The sequence below is a fragment of the Pseudescherichia sp. genome (genome assembly GCF_031987975.1).
GTDB lineage: Bacteria > Pseudomonadota > Gammaproteobacteria > Enterobacterales > Enterobacteriaceae > Pseudescherichia.
Window position 1 is genome coordinate 101,427 of sequence record NZ_DALZYX010000009.1, and the last position, 18,015, is coordinate 119,441.

Consider the following 18,015-nt stretch of genomic DNA (forward strand, 5'->3'; position numbering starts at 1 on the left):
GAATATTTAGACATATAAAGTGAATTTTAATTCAATAATTGGCCTGAGCCATGTGAGGGAAACATGTCTGCGTTCTACCAAAAACACTTTTTAAAACTGCTCGACTTTACCCCTGCCGAAATTCACGCCCTGCTCCAGCTCGCCGCCCAACTTAAAAAAGATAAAAAACAAGGGACTGAAGTTCCGAAGCTGGTTGGCAAAAACATCGCGCTCATCTTCGAAAAAGACTCTACCCGCACCCGGTGCTCTTTCGAAGTTGCCGCCTACGACCAGGGTGCTCGCGTGACCTGGTTGGGGCCGAGCGGGAGCCAGATCGGGCATAAAGAGTCAATTAAGGATACCGCCCGCGTGCTGGGCCGCATGTATGACGGCATTCAGTATCGCGGCCACGGCCAGGAGATCGTCGAGGCGCTGGCTGAGTTTGCTGGCGTGCCGGTGTGGAACGGCTTAACCAACGAGTTTCATCCGACGCAGCTGCTGGCGGATCTGCTGACCATGCAGGAGCATCTGCCGGGCAAGGCCCTTAACGAGATGACGCTGGTCTATGCCGGCGACGCGCGCAACAACATGGGCAACTCCATGCTGGAGGCCGCCGCGCTGGTGGGGCTGGATCTGCGTCTGGTAGCCCCCGAGGCCTGCTGGCCAGAAGCGAGCCTGGTAACCGAGTGCAGCGCGCTGGCACAGCAGAACGGCGGCAGGATCACCCTAACGGAGAACATTGCCGAGGGGGTGAAAGGCGCAGACTTTATCTATACCGACGTCTGGGTATCGATGGGCGAAGCCAAAGAGAAGTGGGCCGAGCGCATCGCGCTGCTGCGCGGCTATCAGGTGAACAGCCAGATGCTGGCCCTGACCGGCAACCCGCAGGTGAAGTTCCTGCACTGCCTGCCCGCCTTCCACGACGACCAGACCACGCTCGGCAAGCAGATGGCAGAGGAATTTGGTCTGCACGGCGGCATGGAGGTGACCGACGAGGTGTTTGAGTCGCCGAACAGCATCGTGTTCGACCAGGCAGAAAATCGCATGCACACTATCAAAGCGGTGATGGTCGCCACCCTCGCCGAGTAATCTATGTACGCCGGGCAAGGCGAATGCCGCCGCCCGGCGTATTCTCTATTTCACCAGCAGCTTCACCACTACCTTACGCACCTGGGCCGGATTGCCCACCGCGCACAGCGGCTTATGCACCTCGCCCGGATAGAAGACCACGAAATCCCCTTCGCTGAGCACCACGGTCTTCTCCTGCTCCCCTTCCGGCAGGAACGCGATGTCTTTATCCGCCAGCCAGTCAGTGTCCGGCGTACCGGCAGGCAGGGTGCTGTAGGTCATTCCCTCCTGACCTTTCAATACGATCTGAATATCCAGATAGCGAGCGTGGTACTCCGCGCGGCGTTTGGCAAACGGCTCGGTCATATCTTCCGAGAGCAGGAAAAAGAGGCATGAGCCGTCGATATCGTGCTTGCCCGTCGGCGTCGCATCGTTAACGTGCTGTTTGACGTACTCAATGGCCTGGGCCAGCTCCTGCGGCAGCCAGGACTGAAGGTTGTGGATGTTGCCTGTGATCATACGTAACCCCTCAATATAAAACATTGTTTCATTTTTAACGTTTATACGAGAATTTTGGCTACCCTACCACTGCTTTTTGCCGAAGCCTTGCGGTAGCGCATAAAAGCGTATTCATTAACTCAGGCGATTGTCCGTTACTTTAAGCGCCCTACATACTGCCCCTCTTTCATCGCGTTAATTTTTCCCGTCTTATACACGATGACCGTGTACAGTCCTGCCGAATAGACTGAGGCGTCGGCATTGTTTTCATCGTTAGCGGCAAGGCTACCGTTGATGTAGGCAAAGCCATCCCGGCTGCGCTTAAATTCGATACCGTGGGCTTTGACGTTAATCGGCTTCAGGTTACCGGGTTTGTACTCTGCCGGTGCCTGATGAGCTGCCTGCGCATGCTGCACGGCATTAGCGGCGTTCTCCATGGCCTGCTTCTCTGCAACCGCATTGATGCTCTGCTTACGATTCTGTTCCGACAGATAACAGGTATCGCGGGAGATGCCCTGCGCTTCACATTCAGCCATGCGGGAGGCAGAGGACTGACAGCTGGTAAGCGTCAGCGCCATACCGACGGCCAGACCAGTGACACACAGGCCTAACGTCACGCGATCAAAACGCATCGGCGTAATAGCTTTTTTCATATCTTTCGATCCTTTTTAAATCGTTTAATTGGCAAACCCGGCCAGCACTGAAACAAAGAAGACCACTAACATGGCCAGGCATAGCCCAACCACCATGCACTTGAAGATAAATTCAGCGCTCTTCACTTGCGCGTCAGCCTTAACAGAAACTCTGAACCCCGAGCGGCGCGGCTTTGCAGCATCGGCTGGCCGACAACATATTCCGCAACGGTATGTGTGGCGATCAGCCCGTTATGCAGATCCTGTAGCAGCGGCTTCGAGCTGTGAACATCGGTATTACCGATAAAGATATAGTCGTCTACGGCCTCCATGATGGATTGCTCATCAACGCCAATAACGTTACCGCCCAGCTCATGGCGGCGCGGGTCGTACAGATGTGTTACCCAGCACGCTAAAACAACGTTTGGCTGGTATTTAGCCACGGCCAGCGTAGCGTCAAGCTTTTCAACGTGTGGGCCATAGTTAATCGTCGGGTGCCCGGCAAGCTGGTAAATTCGGGTAAATTTCGGATCCGCCTGCTGATGATTATCCGTCGCCGGGATCGCCAGCGCCCGGGCATAGCCGCCGTTGCCCGCGCCAATCTCGATGGCCCGACGGCCATCGATTATCCTCTTAACCGTGCCGATAAGCTCGGTGGTTGGAAACGCATATAGCCCGTGGGTATGACCGAAAAGCACTTTCTCTTCGCGCCGTTTACTCTCCCAGAATAAGGCCGGCTGCGGGATTAATACGCCGTCATCGTCAAAGAGGTCTGCTGAATTAATCAATGGCGTGTTTTCCGGGACGGCAGGCGTGTGTTGAAACAGCTTCGCTAAGTCACTCATATTTTAGCGACTAACAGTCAGAGTGCCGCTGTCGCCCTGAACCGTCGGGGTAATAACAGAAGCAAACGCGTTTGTAGCAATAGATGCGATCGCTGTTGCAATCACGAGCGAAAGAATAGATTTTTTCATCATGTTTGTTAAAATCGATTTGTTGTAAACGATTAGTAAAAGCAAGTCGTTATGCAGGCCGCTAACTCGCATAACTACATGCGTTTTTCAGGTGGTTACCCGGCCGCTAACCGGTTAGCCACCACCCCAAATATTGCGGTAGTTATTAACAGTGATTAATAATTTCTATCAATCGGAATCGATTCTAAATTGATGCCGCGAGAATTTCTATTACTTTTTGCGCGAAGCGAAATAACGTTTCATTTTGTTACATGAAAATACCACTTTGCTCAGTAATATCATATTGCCTTTTAACTTACATTTACCTTAAAAATTCATAAGTTATGTTATCCCGCCTTGAAGATTAAGCCGTATACCATTACGCCTGGCTGTACTAAATGTAATTTAGCGATTTATTACATTTACGTATGAAGCGCCATCATGAAATCATTCTTATTTCCATTCTAATTAGTGTTACTTCTCTTCGCTGCGTATTCTGCTTCGATCGCCATCTGTGCATAGTTATTATAAAATAAGTTAATGCAATGTTAATTAAAAGCACAACAATATGCATCCTGAATGCATAAAAGGTGAACCCAGTTATAAATAAATGGCTTTAGCATTTTGAATTAGATGTAAGAATTAAAAAACCCAGCGCAGCGTCACAAGTTACTTTTTGCTATTAAATCTGTATGAAAGGAATAATTATCTTTAAACAAAAGAGTGCACACAAATAAAATCACTTTATTTATGCATAAGCATGCCAACACAGAAATTTAATCAATAATATCAATGGCATAAAAACCCCTTTCGGTGGTGCACACCAACAGATCATTAACAATCTCAAATATTTATAAAGACTAATGCGTAGTAATGCATAATGTAATTTTAATCAAATCCGCATTCTCTGCGTCACCTCAAATAACCTGAGCAGGGTTATTCCATACCCCTTTCCACGTGAACAGCATCACATTATTAATGCAACAGACATTTACTATAGCCACGAAATCCAGCGAAGCCCCGTGCGTTATGAAATACCCCATTTCATAACCTCCCCCTCTTATTGCCGTAAAACGTAAGGAATAGTTATGGAAAAACACTACGTCGGATCGGAAGTTGGCCAGTTACGCAGCGTCATGCTGCATCGCCCAAACCTGAGCCTGAAAAGACTGACCCCCTCAAATTGTCAGGAGCTGTTATTTGATGATGTATTATCCGTTGAGCGCGCCGGTGAAGAGCACGATATTTTCGCTAATACGCTACGTGAGCAGGGCGTCGAAGTGTTGTTACTTACCGATCTATTAACCGAGACGCTGGATACGCCAGATGCCAAGGCCTGGCTGCTGCAAACCCAGGTATCTGATTACCGCCTCGGCCCAGCATTTGCCAGCGATGTGCGCCGCTGGCTGGCGGATATGCCCCACCGCGAGCTGGCGCGACGTTTAAGCGGCGGGCTGACCTACGGTGAAATACCCGCTTCAATTAACAATATGGTTGTGGATATTCATACCTCAAATGATTTTATTATGAAGCCGCTGCCTAACCACCTTTTCACCCGGGACACTTCCTGCTGGATATATAACGGCGTCTCAATAAACCCAATGGCAAAACCGGCTCGCCAGCGTGAAACCAATAATTTACGGGCAATATACCGCTGGCATCCGCACTTTATTAACGGCGAATTTATTAAATATTTCGGTGATGAAGATATCAATTACGACCACGCCACCCTTGAAGGAGGGGATGTATTAGTGATTGGCCGGGGTACGGTATTGATCGGCATGTCTGAACGCACCACGCCACAAGGGGTCGAGTTCCTTGCCTCCTCCCTGTTTACGCACCGCCAGGCCGAACGCGTTATCGCCGTTGAGCTGCCTAAGCACCGTTCCTGTATGCATCTCGACACGGTGATGACCCATATCGATATTGACACCTTCTCCGTCTATCCGGAAGTGGTGCGCCCGGACGTGCAGTGCTGGACGTTGACGCCAGACGGTCACGGCGGGATCGCCCGTCGCCAGGAGACCACCCTGCTGCAGGCGCTGGAAAAAGCGCTTGGCGTAACGCAAATCCAGCTCATCACCACCGGCGGTGATGCCTTTGAAGCCGAGCGGGAGCAGTGGAACGATGCCAATAACGTGCTGACCCTGCGCCCCGGCGTGGTGATCGGCTACGAGCGTAACGTCTGGACCAACGAGAAGTACGACAAGGCGGGGATCACCGTTCTGCCGATCCCAGGGGATGAACTGGGACGCGGCCGTGGCGGCGCACGCTGCATGAGCTGTCCGCTGGAACGCGACGCGATCTAAGGCAAGGAGCTGAGAATGAAAACGGAGATAAAACCTACCCTCGTGGTCGCCCTTGGCGGCAACGCCCTGCTAAAACGCGGCGAGCCGCTGGAGGCGGCGATTCAGCGTAAGAATATCGATCTAGCCGCCGAGACGATCGCCCAGCTTACACAGCACTGGCGGGTGGTGCTGGTTCACGGCAACGGGCCACAGGTGGGGTTGCTGGCCCTGCAAAACAGCGCCTATACCGGTGTCACGCCCTACCCGCTGGATGTGCTGGGTGCCGAGAGCCAGGGAATGATTGGCTACATGCTGCAACAGTCGCTGAAAAATAGGCTTCCCGGCTGTGAAGTAAGCGTCCTGCTCACTCAGGTCGCGGTGGATCCCGCCGACCCCGCCCTGGCTAATCCCACCAAATACATTGGCCCGGTTTATGACCAGCCGCAGGCCGAGGCATTGGCCGCCGAAAAAGGGTGGCGTTTTAAGGCCGACGGCAGTTATTTCCGCCGCGTGGTCCCCTCCCCGCAGCCGATGCGCATTGTCGAGCGCGATGCCGTTGAGGCGCTTATCCAGCGCGGCCATCTGGTGATCTGCAACGGCGGCGGCGGCGTGCCGGTGGTTGAGAAGGCTGACGGCTACCACGGTATTGAAGCGGTCATTGATAAAGACCTCTCCGCCGCGCTGCTGGCCCGCCAGTTGGAAGCCGACGCGCTGCTGATCCTCACCGATGCCGACGCGGTCTATCTCAACTGGGGCACGCCGGAGCAGCGCCCGCTCACCCAGGCTACGCCGCAGCAGCTCAGCGGGCTTGTCTTTGACGCCGGTTCGATGGGACCGAAAGTCGCCGCCTGCTGCCGCTTTGTTAAGGCCTGTGACGGCATCGCCGGGATCGGCTCCCTGGCTGATGGACTGGCCATTCTCGCCGGCGCGCGAGGAACCCTGATCCGTAACGACCCTCTGCAATAAACATATTTAAGGACGAGTTATGAATATCTGTTTGAAAAAACGCAATTTTCTCAAGCTACTGGACTTTACGCCAGACGAGATCCACTTCCTGATCGATTTAGCAATGGAGCTAAAAGCTGCCAAAAAAGCGGGCCGTGAAAAGCAGACCCTGCGCGGTAAAAACATCGCGCTGATTTTTGAGAAAAGCTCTACCCGCACCCGCTGCGCCTTTGAGGTCGGGGCGTTTGATCAGGGCGCGCAAGTGACCTATATCGGACCGAGCGGCTCGCAGATTGGCCATAAGGAGTCTATGAAAGACACCGCACGCGTGCTCGGTCGCATGTACGATGGCATTGAGTACCGCGGCTATGGACAGGCGATAGTCGAAGAGCTGGGAGAGTACGCAGGCGTCCCGGTGTGGAACGGCCTGACCAACGAGTTTCACCCTACGCAGATCCTTGCCGATCTGATGACCATGCTGGAGCACGCCCCCGGTAAGCGCCTCTCTCAGCTGCGCTTTGCCTACCTGGGCGATGCGCGGAACAACATGGGCAACAGCCTGATGGTTGGCGCGGCCAAAATGGGCATGGATATCCGGCTGGTGGCCCCGAAAGCGTTCTGGCCGGAAGAGGCGCTGGTGGCGCAGTGCCGGGAGATCGCCTGGGAAACCGGGGCAAAAATTACCCTCACCGAAAACGTTGCTGAGGGTGTCGCCGGCGTTGATTTCCTCTATACCGACGTGTGGGTCTCTATGGGCGAGCCGAAAGAGGCGTGGGGCGAGCGTGTCAGCCTGATGAAACCCTATCAGGTAAATCAGCAGGTCATTGAGACCACCGGCAATCCGCAGGTGAAATTTATGCACTGCCTGCCCGCCTTCCATAACGAGCACACCACCGTCGGACGCGAAATTGAGCTGGCCTACGGACTGAAGGGGCTGGAGGTCACCGAGGAGGTGTTCGAATCCGCCCACTCCATTGTGTTCGATGAGGCAGAGAACCGGATGCACACCATCAAAGCGGTGATGGTGGCGACCCTCGGCGAGTAACCACCCCGGGCGTCGCGGCATCTGCGACGCCCAAACAGGGAGAGAACCCTATGCGCAGATTCAAATTCCCCTCTGCTTACACCATTCTGTTTGTCTTAATCGCGCTGGTGGCCGCGCTGAGCTGGATCGTCCCTGCCGGACACTACCAGATGGTGATGAACGAGACGCTCGGTAAAGAGGTGCCCGTGGCAGGGACCTATGCGCCCGTTGCCGCCCAGCCGCAGGGGATCGTTGCCGTTATTATGGCCCCCATCAGCGGCCTGTACGATCCCGATACCGGACAGGCGGGTGCCATTGACGTTGCGCTGTTTGTGCTGATCATCGGTGGCTTTCTGGGGATCGTCAATAAAACCGGGGCCATTGACGCCGGGATCGAACGCGTCACGCAGAAGCTGAGCGGGCGAGAGGAGTGGATGATCCCGATCCTGATGGGGCTGTTTGCCGCCGGCGGTACGATTTACGGCATGGCGGAAGAGTCGCTGCCGTTTTACACCCTGCTGGTGCCGGTGATGATGGCGGCACGCTTCGATCCGCTGGTGGCCGCTGCTACCGTGCTGCTGGGCGCGGGGATCGGTACCCTCGGATCGACCATTAACCCCTTTGCCACGGTGATTGCCGCCAACGCGGCAGGCATTCCGTTTACTCACGGCATCTGGCTGCGCGTAGCGCTGCTGGTGGCGGGCTGGCTTATCTGCGTCGCATGGGTGATGCGCTATGCGCGTCAGGTTCGGCAGGATCCCAGCCGATCCATCGTGGCGGATAAGCAGGAGGAGAACATCGCTCATTTCCTTGGCGGTAAGCGCCAGCAGGATCTGGTCTTCACCGGCACGCGCAAGCTGATCCTGGTCATCTTCGCCCTCGCGTTTGCGGTGATGATCTACGGCGTGGCGGTGCTGGGCTGGTGGATGGGACAGATCTCCGGCGTCTTTCTCGGCGCGGCCATTGTCACCGGTCTGCTGGCCCGCATGAGCGAGGAGGAGCTGACCTCCACCTTTATTGATGGCGCGCGGGATCTGCTGGGCGTGGCGTTAATTATCGGCATCGCTCGCGGCATCGTGGTGGTGATGGACAAGGGCATGATCACCCATACCATCCTGCACAGCGCCGAAGGGCTGGTGAGCGGTCTCTCCAGCGTGGTGTTTATTAACGTGATGTACTGGCTGGAGGTGGTGCTCTCCTTTCTGGTGCCCTCCTCTTCCGGGCTGGCGGTGCTGACGATGCCGATCATGGCTCCGCTGGCGGACTTTGCCAACGTTAATCGCGATCTGGTAGTGACGACCTACCAGGCCGCGTCCGGCATTGTCAATCTGGTCACCCCCACCTCAGCGGTGGTGATGGGCGGTCTGGCCATTGCCCGCGTGCCCTACGTCCGTTTTCTGAAATGGATCGCGCCGCTGTTGCTGATGCTGACCGTATTGATCTGCCTGATATTAAGCCTCGGGGCACTGCTTTAACCACAACAGGGAGTAAAGAGTATGAAGGAATACCGCGACTGCTCTAGCAGAGAACAGCAGCAGCTTGCCGTCTGCCAGCGCCTGGTGACCGAGAAGAGCTACCTGTCACAGGAGGCGATCCGTCGCGATCTCCAACGGCACGGCTTTGACTCCATTAGCCAGTCCACGGTGTCGCGCCTGCTGAAGCTGCTGGGCATTATTAAGATCCGCAATGCTAAGGGGCAGCGGATCTATGCCCTTAATCCCCAGCTGCGTCCGACGCCGGATGCCGCGCGCTGCCTCTCCGATATGGTGGTCAACGTCGAGCACAACCGCGAGTTCATTCTTATCCATACGGCAGCAGGCTACGGGCGGGCAGTAGCCCGTATCCTCGACTACCACGCCCTGCCTGAAATTCTTGGCGTCGTGGCGGGCAGCAGCATCGTCTGGGTTGCCCCGCGCGACGTACAGCGCACTTCGCAGGTGCACAATCGCGTTAACCATCTATTAAAAATGCATTTATATGCAAAATAACCGTTTGCTTCCGATCAATAGCGCATCGATCGCTTGATTCATCTAATGAGCTGAGTATAATCGCGGACAATTTGCCGGGAGGAAGCATGGTCAAGTCCGTTCGACACACTGTCTCACCGCGTCTGAAAGAGGGCGCTGGCCTGCCGTTTTTCTTCCCAATGCTCACCTATTTCTATAGCCCCTCTTTTGAGGGGCTTTTTTTTGCGCAGACGTCAGGAGATAACCATGGCTAATCCGCTCTATCAGAAACATATCATTTCCATAAACGATCTCAGCCGCGAAGAACTGGAACAGGTGCTGGAGACCGCTGCCAGCCTGAAGGCTAACCCGCAGCCGGAGCTGCTGAAGCACAAGGTGATCGCCAGCTGCTTCTTTGAAGCCTCGACCCGTACCCGCCTGTCGTTTGAGACCGCAATGCACCGCCTGGGCGCAAGCGTTGTCGGCTTCTCCGACAGCAGCAACACCTCGCTGGGTAAAAAAGGCGAGACCCTGGCGGATACCATCTCCGTTATCAGCACCTACGTGGATGCCATTGTGATGCGTCATCCGCAGGAGGGCGCGGCGCGGCTGGCCACCGAGTTCTCTGGCGGCATTCCGGTGCTGAACGCAGGGGATGGCGCAAACCAACACCCGACCCAGACCCTGCTCGATCTCTTCACCATTCAGGAGACCCAGGGGCGGCTGGAGAACCTCAACATTGCGATGGTGGGCGACCTCAAGTATGGCCGCACCGTCCACTCGCTGGCGCAGGCGCTGGCGAAGTTCAACGGCAACCGCTTCCTGTTTATCGCTCCCGATGCGCTGGCGATGCCACAGTACATCCTCGATATGCTGGATGAGCGCGGGATTGCCTGGAGCCAGCACGCCAGCATTGAAGAGGTGATCCCGGAGGTAGATATCCTCTACATGACCCGCGTACAGAAAGAGCGTCTGGATCCGTCCGAATACGCCAACGTAAAGGCGCAGTTTGTCCTCCGCGCCAGCGACCTGCACAGCGCCCGCAATAATATGAAGGTGCTGCACCCGCTGCCGCGCGTCGATGAGATTGCCACCGACGTAGATAAGACGCCGCACGCCTGGTACTTCCAGCAGGCTGGCAACGGCATCTATGCGCGTCAGGCGCTGCTGGCGCTGGTGCTCAACCGCGATTTGGCTTAAGAGAGGGGGAAAACGAGATGACACACGACAATAAATTGCAGGTCGAAGCGATCAAGTGCGGCACGGTGATTGACCATATCCCGGCGCAGGTGGGCTTTAAGCTCCTGACCCTGTTTAAGCTGACCGAAACCGATCAGCGGATCACCATCGGCCTGAACCTGCCCTCGGGTGAGATGGGCCGTAAAGATCTGATCAAGATCGAAAACACTTTCCTCACCGACGAGCAGGTTAACCAGCTGGCGCTCTACGCCCCGCACGCCACGGTAAACCGCATCGACGACTATGAGGTAGTGGGTAAATCGCGGCCTAATCTGCCGGCGCGTATCGAGGCGGTGCTGGTCTGCCCCAACAGCAACTGCATCAGTCATGCCGAGCCGGTGTTCTCCAGCTTTGCAGTGAAGCAGCGCGCCAATGACATTGCTCTGAAGTGCAAATATTGTGAAAAAGAGTTCTCCCATACGGTGGTGCTGGCGAACTAAGCATTAATAAACATCATCTAATTCAGATTGGTCATCCCCTCCGCGCTGCCTATAATGGCGCGGAACCTCACTACCATTCGCTTCAGGAGAAATGATGACAAAAATTATCGCGACGGAAAATGCACCGGCAGCCATTGGTCCTTATGTTCAGGCGGTCGATCTCGGCAGCATGATCCTCACCTCCGGCCAGATCCCGGTCGATCCAAAAACCGGCAGCGTGCCGGACGATATCGCCGCTCAGGCGCGCCAGTCGCTGGAGAACGTTAAGGCTATCGTTGAAGCCGCTGGCCTGAAAGTAGGCGACATTGTTAAGACCACGGTGTTCGTAAAGGATCTGAACGACTTCGCCACCGTTAACGCGACCTACGAAGCGTTCTTTAATGAGCACCAGGCGGCCTTCCCGGCACGCTCCTGCGTGGAAGTGGCCCGTCTGCCGAAAGATGTGAAGATCGAGATCGAAGCGATCGCCGTGCGTCGTTAATCGTCGGTGCAGCGCCGGGCGGCGCAACGACGCCCGGCTCTACGCCTCTTGCCCAGCCAGAGAAGAACGTTAATGGCAAAAGCACGTTTTACCGATGAGCAAATTGCCGACTTTCTTTACCAGTCCAAAAACGGCGTGCCCGACAAGCTACTGTGCGAGCAATATGGGTTCAGCATAAGCACGCTTCGCCGCTGGCAAGCGTTACACGCTGAAGGCATCAGACGCGAGTTAAAACAGGCCGAGTCTCACGCCGGGAAGGTTTTTTTGGGTTCCATCGCCGTTGCCCTGTTGCTCACGTTGGTCTTCTCTAAACCCATCGGCGCGCTGGTTATTCCTCTCTTCCTGCTCTATTGCATTCACTATATCCGCCGCTTTCGCACTATATCGGCAAAGCACATTAAAGCGGAAAACACCGCTCTCGCCCGCTATGGGTTAGGGGCAAATAATGCGTTTTACCAGTTTTGCTGGATCACCATCGTCCTTATTATCTGCGCCCTCGGATACGGTATTGTGCAGCTGATCTGAAAGACGAACGCCTACTGCCAGCCATACCGGCGGCGATAAATGCCTTTGACCAGCTGCGTTAACGTCATATACCCCGCCAGAATAGCAATCAGCCACGGGAAGTAACTCAGCGGCAGGGCCTGAAGCTGCAAATAGCTCGCCAGCGGGGAGAACGGCAACGCAATGCCGATGCCCATCACCAGCAGCGTCATGAGCATCAGCGGCCAGCCGGCACGGCTCTGGATAAACGGCACGCGCTGGGTACGGATCATATGCACAATCAGAGTTTGCGACAGCAGCCCAACGACAAACCAGCCGGATTGAAACAGCGATTGCGACGCCACCGTGTTCGCATGAAAAACAAACCACATCAGGCAGAAAGTCAGAATATCAAAGATGGAGCTGATCGGGCCAAAGAAGAGCATAAACCGGCCAAGATCGCCGGGGTTCCACCGCTGAGGCTTGCGGATCTGCTCCTCGTCCACGTTATCAAACGGGATCGCGACCTGGGAGAGATCGTACATCAGGTTCTGCACCAGCAGATGCAGCGGCAGCATCGGTAAAAAGGGCAGAAATGCACTGGCGACCAGGACGCTAAAAACGTTGCCGAAGTTGGAGCTGGCGGTCATTTTGATGTACTTCAGCATGTTGGCAAAGGTACGGCGGCCTTCAATAACGCCCTCCTCCAGCACCATCAGGCTCTTCTCCAGCAGGATGATATCCGCCGCCTCACGGGCGATATCTACCGCGCCATCGACGGAGATGCCAATATCCGCGGCCCGCAGCGCGGGGGCATCGTTTATGCCGTCGCCCATAAAGCCTACTACGTGCCCCTCGCGGCGCAGAAGCGAGACGATACGCTCTTTATGCAGCGGCGTCAGGCGAGCAAACAGCGTGGTCTGTTTCGCCAGCCGGGCCAACTCGTCATCGGAGAGCGTTTCAATATCGCTGCCCGTGATCGCCTCGCCCGCCTCCAGCCCTACCTCATGGCACACCTTAGCCGCCACCAGCTCGCTATCGCCCGTAAGAATTTTCACCGTGATGCCGTTGGCCTTCAGCGCCTTTAGCGCCGGGGCGGTGGTCTCCTTCGGCGGATCGAGGAAGGCAATATAGCCTTCAAGGATCAGATCGGATTCGTCGATGCGCTGGTAGTCCCCTTCCCGCGCCGGCAAGATTTTACTGGCAACGGCGACCACCCGCAGCCCCTGGCGGTTGAGGTTATCGGTCACGCGCCCGATGCGGCGCAGCATGGTCTCATCCAACGGAACAATATCGTCGTGGTAGCGCACCTGAGTACAGACGCTGAGCATCTCCTGCAACGCGCCTTTGCAAATCAGCTGATGCGCCTCGGCCTGCTCGCTGACCACCACCGACATACGGCGTCGCTCGAAATCAAACGGGATCTCATCCACCTTTTGCCAGCGGTTGGAAAGCGTGCGGGCAGACGCTTCGTCGATGCCCTCCAGCACCGCAACGTCGAGCAGGTTTTTTAACCCGGTCTGGTAATGGCTGTTCAGCCAGGCACTTTGCAGGACGCGCACGCTCACGTTGCCGGAGATATCGGTGTGGTGCTCCAGCACAATTTTATCCTGGGTTAGCGTGCCGGTTTTGTCAGTGCAGAGGATGTCCATTGCGCCAAAGTTTTGGATGGCATCAAGATGCTTAACGATCACTTTCTGGCGGGACAGCTTCACCGCACCGCGTGCCAGGGTGGAGGTAACGATCATCGGCAGCATCTCCGGGGTTAATCCCACCGCAACCGAGAGCGCAAACAGCGCCGCCTCCCACCAGTCGCCTTTGGTGTAGCCGTTGATCAACAGCACGACCGGCGTCATCACCAGCATAAAGCGGATCAGCAGCAGGCTGACGCGGCTGATGCCTTGCTGGAAAGCGTTTGGCTCGCTCTCCTGCTCGCCAATTCGCCCGGCAAGCTGGCCAAACCAGGTGTTGCCCCCGGTGGCAATGACGATTGCCTGCGCGCTTCCGCTAACCACCGTGGTTCCCATAAAGCACAGCGTATCGCACTCCAGCGGGTTAGGTTGCTGCGGGTTATGGCTGGAGGCCACCTTCTCAACCGGCAACGATTCACCGGTAAGCGACGACTGGGCGACAAAGAGATCCCGCGCCTGAACAAGGCGTAAATCTGCCGGGATCATGTCTCCGGCCGCCAGCTTAATAATATCGCCCACCACCAGCCGATCGATTGGCAGCTCAAGCCACGCGTTCTCGCCCTTCTCATTGATGACGCGCAGAACCGTGGCGGTGTTGCTGACCATCGCCTTAAGCGCATCTGCCGCCTTTGTGGATCGCGCCTCCTGGATAAAATTCAGCAGGGTAGAGATCGCCACCATTAGTGCGATAACGCCCGCGGCAAAGAGATCCTCTGTCGCGTAAGAGACAATGCCAAGCGCGGTCAGCAGCAGGTTAAAGGGGTTGCGATAGCATAGCCACAGGTGTACCCACCATGGCGCGGGTGTCTCCGACGGGAGATGGTTATCACCCTGCCTGGCGCGGCTCTTTTCGACTTCCGCTGCGTTCAGCCCCTCGGGATGTGAGTTAAACGCGCGCCATAGTTTGTGCTTCTCCATGGAGGCCGCGCGCAGGCACTGCTCCGTCAGGGTCGGCGGAATGGCTGCGCCCGCCAGATTTTTCGCATTGGGCAAGGGATCGCGCTGCACAAGACGGCGCGGCAGGTGGCGGTTCAGCCGCGCAAGCAGTCGGCGAGTAATATTGATAAGCATAATAAGTCCCCCGCACTCGCCGGAGCGAGCGCAGTTCTGCCATCAGGCGTGGCGAAGCCGTACCTGACAGGCACTGAAAATTTATGCAGAAACGTTCAGGACGTCACTGCCCTACACACCCGGTAAGGCAATGAACAGCGGCTTACCGGGAAAAAGTGTTTCTCCATCGCGGGAGAGGGGTGGGATCGGGATCCATGTCGCCTCCGGTAAGGTAAAGAGTAAAGTTGACGTGTAGTATACGGATAGCGCTACACTTTTTGTGGCTATTCGGGCGGTACGATACGCCCGGATAATTAAACGTTCGCTAAACCAGAGCAGGTTCGCCTGCGCGTCCAGCAAAGCCATTTTCTCTCATAATATTTACATTTCCTTGTAGCGCACGCCCTCTGTACGCTCCCCGTTTTACCTTGTCCTGGGTCAATAAAATCGCAAACTTGTTTGATGCAAATCACTATATGTAGCACTTAAAATGCCGTCCCGGCGCTACATATTGTAGTGATCGCCTATTATTCCAACACTACCGTGGATAACCGTTTAACTATGGAGAGATCATGACCCCGCATGTGATGAAGCGAGATGGCTGTAAGGTACAGTTCAAATCAGAGCGTATTCGGGAAGCGATTCTGCGCGCCGCCGCTGCGGCGGGCGTTGATGATGCCGACTATTGCGCTACCGTCGCAGAGGTGGTCAGAGCGCAGATGCAGGCGCGCTCGCAGGTAGACATCAGCGAGATCCAGACCGCGGTGGAAAACCAGCTAATGTCCGGTCCCTACAAGCAGCTGGCCAGGGCTTATATTGAGTATCGACACGATCGCGACATCTCCCGGGAGAAACGCGGCCGCCTGAATCAGGAGATCCGCGGCCTGGTAGAGCAAACCAACTCCGCCCTGCTCAATGAGAACGCCAACAAAGACAGCAAGGTGATCCCGACCCAGCGCGACCTGCTGGCCGGTATCGTCGCCAAGCACTACGCCCGTCAGCACCTGCTGCCGCGTGACGTGGTGCTGGCTCACGAGCGCGGGGATATCCACTACCACGATCTCGACTACTCCCCCTTCTTCCCGATGTTCAACTGTATGCTCATCGACCTGAAAGGGATGCTGACCCAGGGCTTCAAGATGGGCAACGCCGAGATCGAACCGCCGAAGTCTATCTCTACCGCCACGGCGGTCACCGCGCAGATCATCGCCCAGGTTGCCAGCCATATCTACGGCGGTACCACCATCAACCGTATCGATGAGGTGCTGGCCCCGTTCGTGACCGAGAGCTTCAACAAGCACCACAAGACGGCGGAGGCGTGGCAGATCCCGGACGCCGACGGCTATGCCCGTTCACGCACCGAGAAAGAGTGTTACGACGCCTTCCAGTCACTGGAGTATGAGGTGAATACCCTGCACACCGCCAACGGCCAGACGCCCTTCGTCACCTTCGGTTTTGGGCTGGGCACCAGCTGGGAATCGCGCCTGATCCAGCAGTCAATCCTGCGTAACCGCATTGCCGGCCTCGGTAAAAACCGCAAAACGGCAGTGTTCCCGAAGCTGGTGTTCGCCATCCGCGATGGACTAAACCACAAGCCTGGCGACGCCAACTACGATATCAAGCAGCTGGCGCTGGAGTGTGCAAGCAAGCGCATGTACCCGGATATCCTCAACTACGACCAGGTAGTGAAGGTGACTGGCTCCTTTAAAACGCCGATGGGCTGCCGCAGCTTCCTTGGCGTCTATGAAGATGAGAACGGGGAGCAGATCCACGACGGGCGCAACAACCTCGGCGTGATCAGCCTCAACCTACCGCGCATCGCCCTGGAGGCGAAAGGCAACGAGGCGGCGTTCTGGACGCTGCTCGACGAGCGCCTGGTGCTGGCCCGCAAGGCATTGATGACCCGTATCGCTCGCCTCGAAGGGGTGAAGGCCCGCGTGGCCCCTATTCTCTATATGGAAGGCGCCTGCGGCGTGCGGCTGAAGGCCGACGACGAGATCGCCTCTATCTTTAAAAACGGTCGCGCCTCGATTTCGCTGGGCTATATCGGCATTCACGAAACCATTAACGCCCTGTGTGGCGATACGCATATGTACGACAGCGAAACGCTGCGTGCCAAAGGCATCGCTATCGTCGAGCGGATGCGCCAGGCGGTAGATCGGTGGAAAGAGGAGACCGGATACGGCTTCAGCCTCTACAGCACGCCGAGTGAAAACCTCTGCGACCGCTTCTGCCGTCTCGATACCGCCGAATTTGGCGTGGTGCCGGGCGTCACCGACAAGGGCTACTACACCAACAGCTTCCACCTCGACGTTGAGAAGAAGGTTAACCCGTACGACAAGATTGACTTCGAAGCGCCCTACCCACCGTTAGCCAACGGCGGCTTTATCTGTTACGGCGAGTACCCCAACATTCAGCACAATTTGAAGGCGCTGGAGGATGTCTGGGATTACAGCTATCAGCATGTGCCCTACTACGGTACCAATACGCCGATCGATGAGTGCTACGAGTGCGGCTTTACCGGCGAGTTCGAGTGCACCAGCAAAGGTTTCACCTGCCCGAAATGCGGCAACCACGACGCCGCCCGCGTCTCGGTGACCCGCCGCGTCTGCGGCTATTTAGGCAGCCCGGATGCCCGGCCGTTTAACGCCGGTAAGCAGGAAGAGGTGAAGCGCCGCGTCAAGCATTTGGGTAACGGGCAGATTGGGTAATGCAGTATCACCAGTATTACCCTGTCGATATTGTTAATGGCCCCGGCACGCGCTGCACGCTATTTGTCTCCGGGTGCGTGCACGAATGCGCTGGGTGCTATAACAAAAGCACCTGGCGGCTCAACTCGGGCAAGCCCTTTACCGTTGAGATGGAAGATCGCATCGTTAACGATCTCAACGATACGCGAATTAAACGCCAGGGCATCTCGCTCTCCGGCGGTGATCCGCTCCATCCGCAAAACGTGCCGGATATTCTCCGCCTGGTGCAGCGCATCCGTGCCGAATGTCCCGGAAAGGATATCTGGGTCTGGACCGGCTATAAGCTGGACGAGCTAAGCCGCGACCAGCTGGCGGTCGTCGATCTGATTAACGTGCTTATCGACGGTAAGTTTGTGCAGGATCTGAAAGACCCGATGCTAATCTGGCGCGGCAGCAGCAATCAGGTAGTCCACCACCTGCGCTAATCTGGCGCAGGCTTTTATTAAATCATTTCCCGCTATTGCCGATAACTTTTCTGTCTCGTTTACCCAACGCAGATGTAGTCACCTCCCCAGGGGACATTATTCCCCTGCGTTTCGCACAGCATA

Annotated in this window: 19 protein-coding genes; 14 read left to right on the plus strand and 5 right to left on the minus strand. The window is 56.1% G+C overall.

The annotated features are described in order from the left end of the window. Positions 1-19 precede the first annotated feature (19 nt). Positions 20-94 carry a hypothetical protein gene (locus tag RTN40_RS21030; protein WP_409418538.1) on the plus strand — a complete coding sequence of 25 codons (75 nt, stop codon included), beginning with the start codon at positions 20-22 and terminating at the stop codon, positions 92-94. Beyond that, positions 64-1,068, plus strand: coding sequence for an ornithine carbamoyltransferase (argF, locus tag RTN40_RS16790; RefSeq protein ID WP_312229467.1), 1,005 nt, complete (start codon positions 64-66; stop codon positions 1,066-1,068). The genes RTN40_RS21030 and argF (RTN40_RS16790) overlap by 31 nt, the downstream gene beginning before the upstream one ends. A gap of 45 nt (positions 1,069-1,113) precedes the next feature. On the opposite strand, the gene RTN40_RS16795 is transcribed toward argF (RTN40_RS16790), so the two are convergent. The 3 genes from RTN40_RS16795 to RTN40_RS16805 form a co-directional block, all read right to left on the minus strand. Beyond that, positions 1,114-1,566, minus strand: a complete 453-nt coding sequence (locus RTN40_RS16795) for a YhcH/YjgK/YiaL family protein (RefSeq protein ID WP_312229468.1) — start codon at positions 1,564-1,566, stop codon at positions 1,114-1,116. A 134-nt stretch (positions 1,567-1,700) separates the two neighbouring features. Further along, positions 1,701-2,177 carry a hypothetical protein gene (locus RTN40_RS16800; RefSeq protein ID WP_409418539.1) on the minus strand — a complete coding sequence of 159 codons (477 nt, stop codon included), beginning with the start codon at positions 2,175-2,177 and terminating at the stop codon, positions 1,701-1,703. Positions 2,178-2,320: 143 nt separating this feature from the next. Continuing rightward, a complete protein-coding gene (locus tag RTN40_RS16805; RefSeq protein ID WP_312229469.1) occupies positions 2,321-3,022 on the minus strand; it encodes a hypothetical protein in 702 nt (233 codons plus the stop codon). 1,196 nt (positions 3,023-4,218) lie between these two features. On the opposite strand from RTN40_RS16805, the gene arcA reads away from it, so the two are divergent. The 10 genes from arcA to RTN40_RS16855 all read left to right on the plus strand — a co-directional run bounded on the left by arcA (position 4,219) and on the right by RTN40_RS16855 (position 12,018). Beyond that, positions 4,219-5,439 carry an arginine deiminase gene (gene arcA / locus RTN40_RS16810; RefSeq protein WP_312229470.1) on the plus strand — a complete coding sequence of 407 codons (1,221 nt, stop codon included), beginning with the start codon at positions 4,219-4,221 and terminating at the stop codon, positions 5,437-5,439. Between the two features lie 15 nt (positions 5,440-5,454). Next, positions 5,455-6,384, plus strand: a complete 930-nt coding sequence (arcC, locus tag RTN40_RS16815) for a carbamate kinase (RefSeq protein WP_312229471.1) — start codon at positions 5,455-5,457, stop codon at positions 6,382-6,384. Between the two features lie 19 nt (positions 6,385-6,403). Further along, positions 6,404-7,408 (plus strand): ornithine carbamoyltransferase, encoded by a 1,005-nt coding sequence (gene argF / locus RTN40_RS16820; protein WP_312229472.1) that lies wholly within the window; start codon positions 6,404-6,406, stop codon positions 7,406-7,408. Positions 7,409-7,458: 50 nt separating this feature from the next. Beyond that, a complete protein-coding gene (locus tag RTN40_RS16825) occupies positions 7,459-8,862 on the plus strand; it encodes a YfcC family protein (protein ID WP_312229473.1) in 1,404 nt (467 codons plus the stop codon). A 21-nt stretch (positions 8,863-8,883) separates the two neighbouring features. Continuing rightward, entirely contained in the window at positions 8,884-9,375 is a 492-nt protein-coding gene (locus tag RTN40_RS16830) for an arginine repressor (RefSeq protein WP_312229474.1), read from the plus strand. An 86-nt stretch (positions 9,376-9,461) separates the two neighbouring features. Next, positions 9,462-9,608 (plus strand): pyrBI operon leader peptide, encoded by a 147-nt coding sequence (locus RTN40_RS16835; protein WP_174435470.1) that lies wholly within the window; start codon positions 9,462-9,464, stop codon positions 9,606-9,608. Then, entirely contained in the window at positions 9,601-10,533 is a 933-nt protein-coding gene (gene pyrB / locus RTN40_RS16840; RefSeq protein WP_312229475.1) for an aspartate carbamoyltransferase, read from the plus strand. Before RTN40_RS16835 ends, pyrB begins: the two co-directional genes overlap by 8 nt. 17 nt (positions 10,534-10,550) lie before the next feature. Next, positions 10,551-11,012 (plus strand): aspartate carbamoyltransferase regulatory subunit, encoded by a 462-nt coding sequence (pyrI, locus tag RTN40_RS16845; RefSeq protein WP_312229476.1) that lies wholly within the window; start codon positions 10,551-10,553, stop codon positions 11,010-11,012. 94 nt (positions 11,013-11,106) lie between these two features. Next, positions 11,107-11,493, plus strand: a complete 387-nt coding sequence (gene ridA, locus RTN40_RS16850) for a 2-iminobutanoate/2-iminopropanoate deaminase (RefSeq protein ID WP_312212507.1) — start codon at positions 11,107-11,109, stop codon at positions 11,491-11,493. A 72-nt stretch (positions 11,494-11,565) separates the two neighbouring features. Next, positions 11,566-12,018, plus strand: a complete 453-nt coding sequence (locus tag RTN40_RS16855; protein ID WP_312229477.1) for a transposase — start codon at positions 11,566-11,568, stop codon at positions 12,016-12,018. Positions 12,019-12,029: 11 nt separating this feature from the next. On the opposite strand, the gene mgtA is transcribed toward RTN40_RS16855, so the two are convergent. Beyond that, complete coding sequence (mgtA, locus tag RTN40_RS16860; protein ID WP_312229478.1) at positions 12,030-14,738, minus strand: magnesium-translocating P-type ATPase; 2,709 nt, start codon at positions 14,736-14,738, stop codon at positions 12,030-12,032. A 142-nt stretch (positions 14,739-14,880) separates the two neighbouring features. After that, the gene (gene mgtL, locus RTN40_RS21035; protein WP_409418540.1) at positions 14,881-14,934 is read right to left on the minus strand and encodes a mgtA regulatory leader peptide MgtL; all 54 of its coding nucleotides are present in this window, start codon (positions 14,932-14,934) and stop codon (positions 14,881-14,883) included. Positions 14,935-15,289: 355 nt separating this feature from the next. Here mgtL and nrdD point away from each other — a divergent pair, with 355 nt between their 5' ends. Then, complete coding sequence (gene nrdD / locus RTN40_RS16865; protein WP_312229479.1) at positions 15,290-17,428, plus strand: anaerobic ribonucleoside-triphosphate reductase; 2,139 nt, start codon at positions 15,290-15,292, stop codon at positions 17,426-17,428. Continuing rightward, positions 17,428-17,892, plus strand: coding sequence for an anaerobic ribonucleoside-triphosphate reductase-activating protein (nrdG, locus tag RTN40_RS16870; protein ID WP_312229480.1), 465 nt, complete (start codon positions 17,428-17,430; stop codon positions 17,890-17,892). The genes nrdD and nrdG overlap by 1 nt, the downstream gene beginning before the upstream one ends. Positions 17,893-18,015 lie beyond the last annotated feature (123 nt).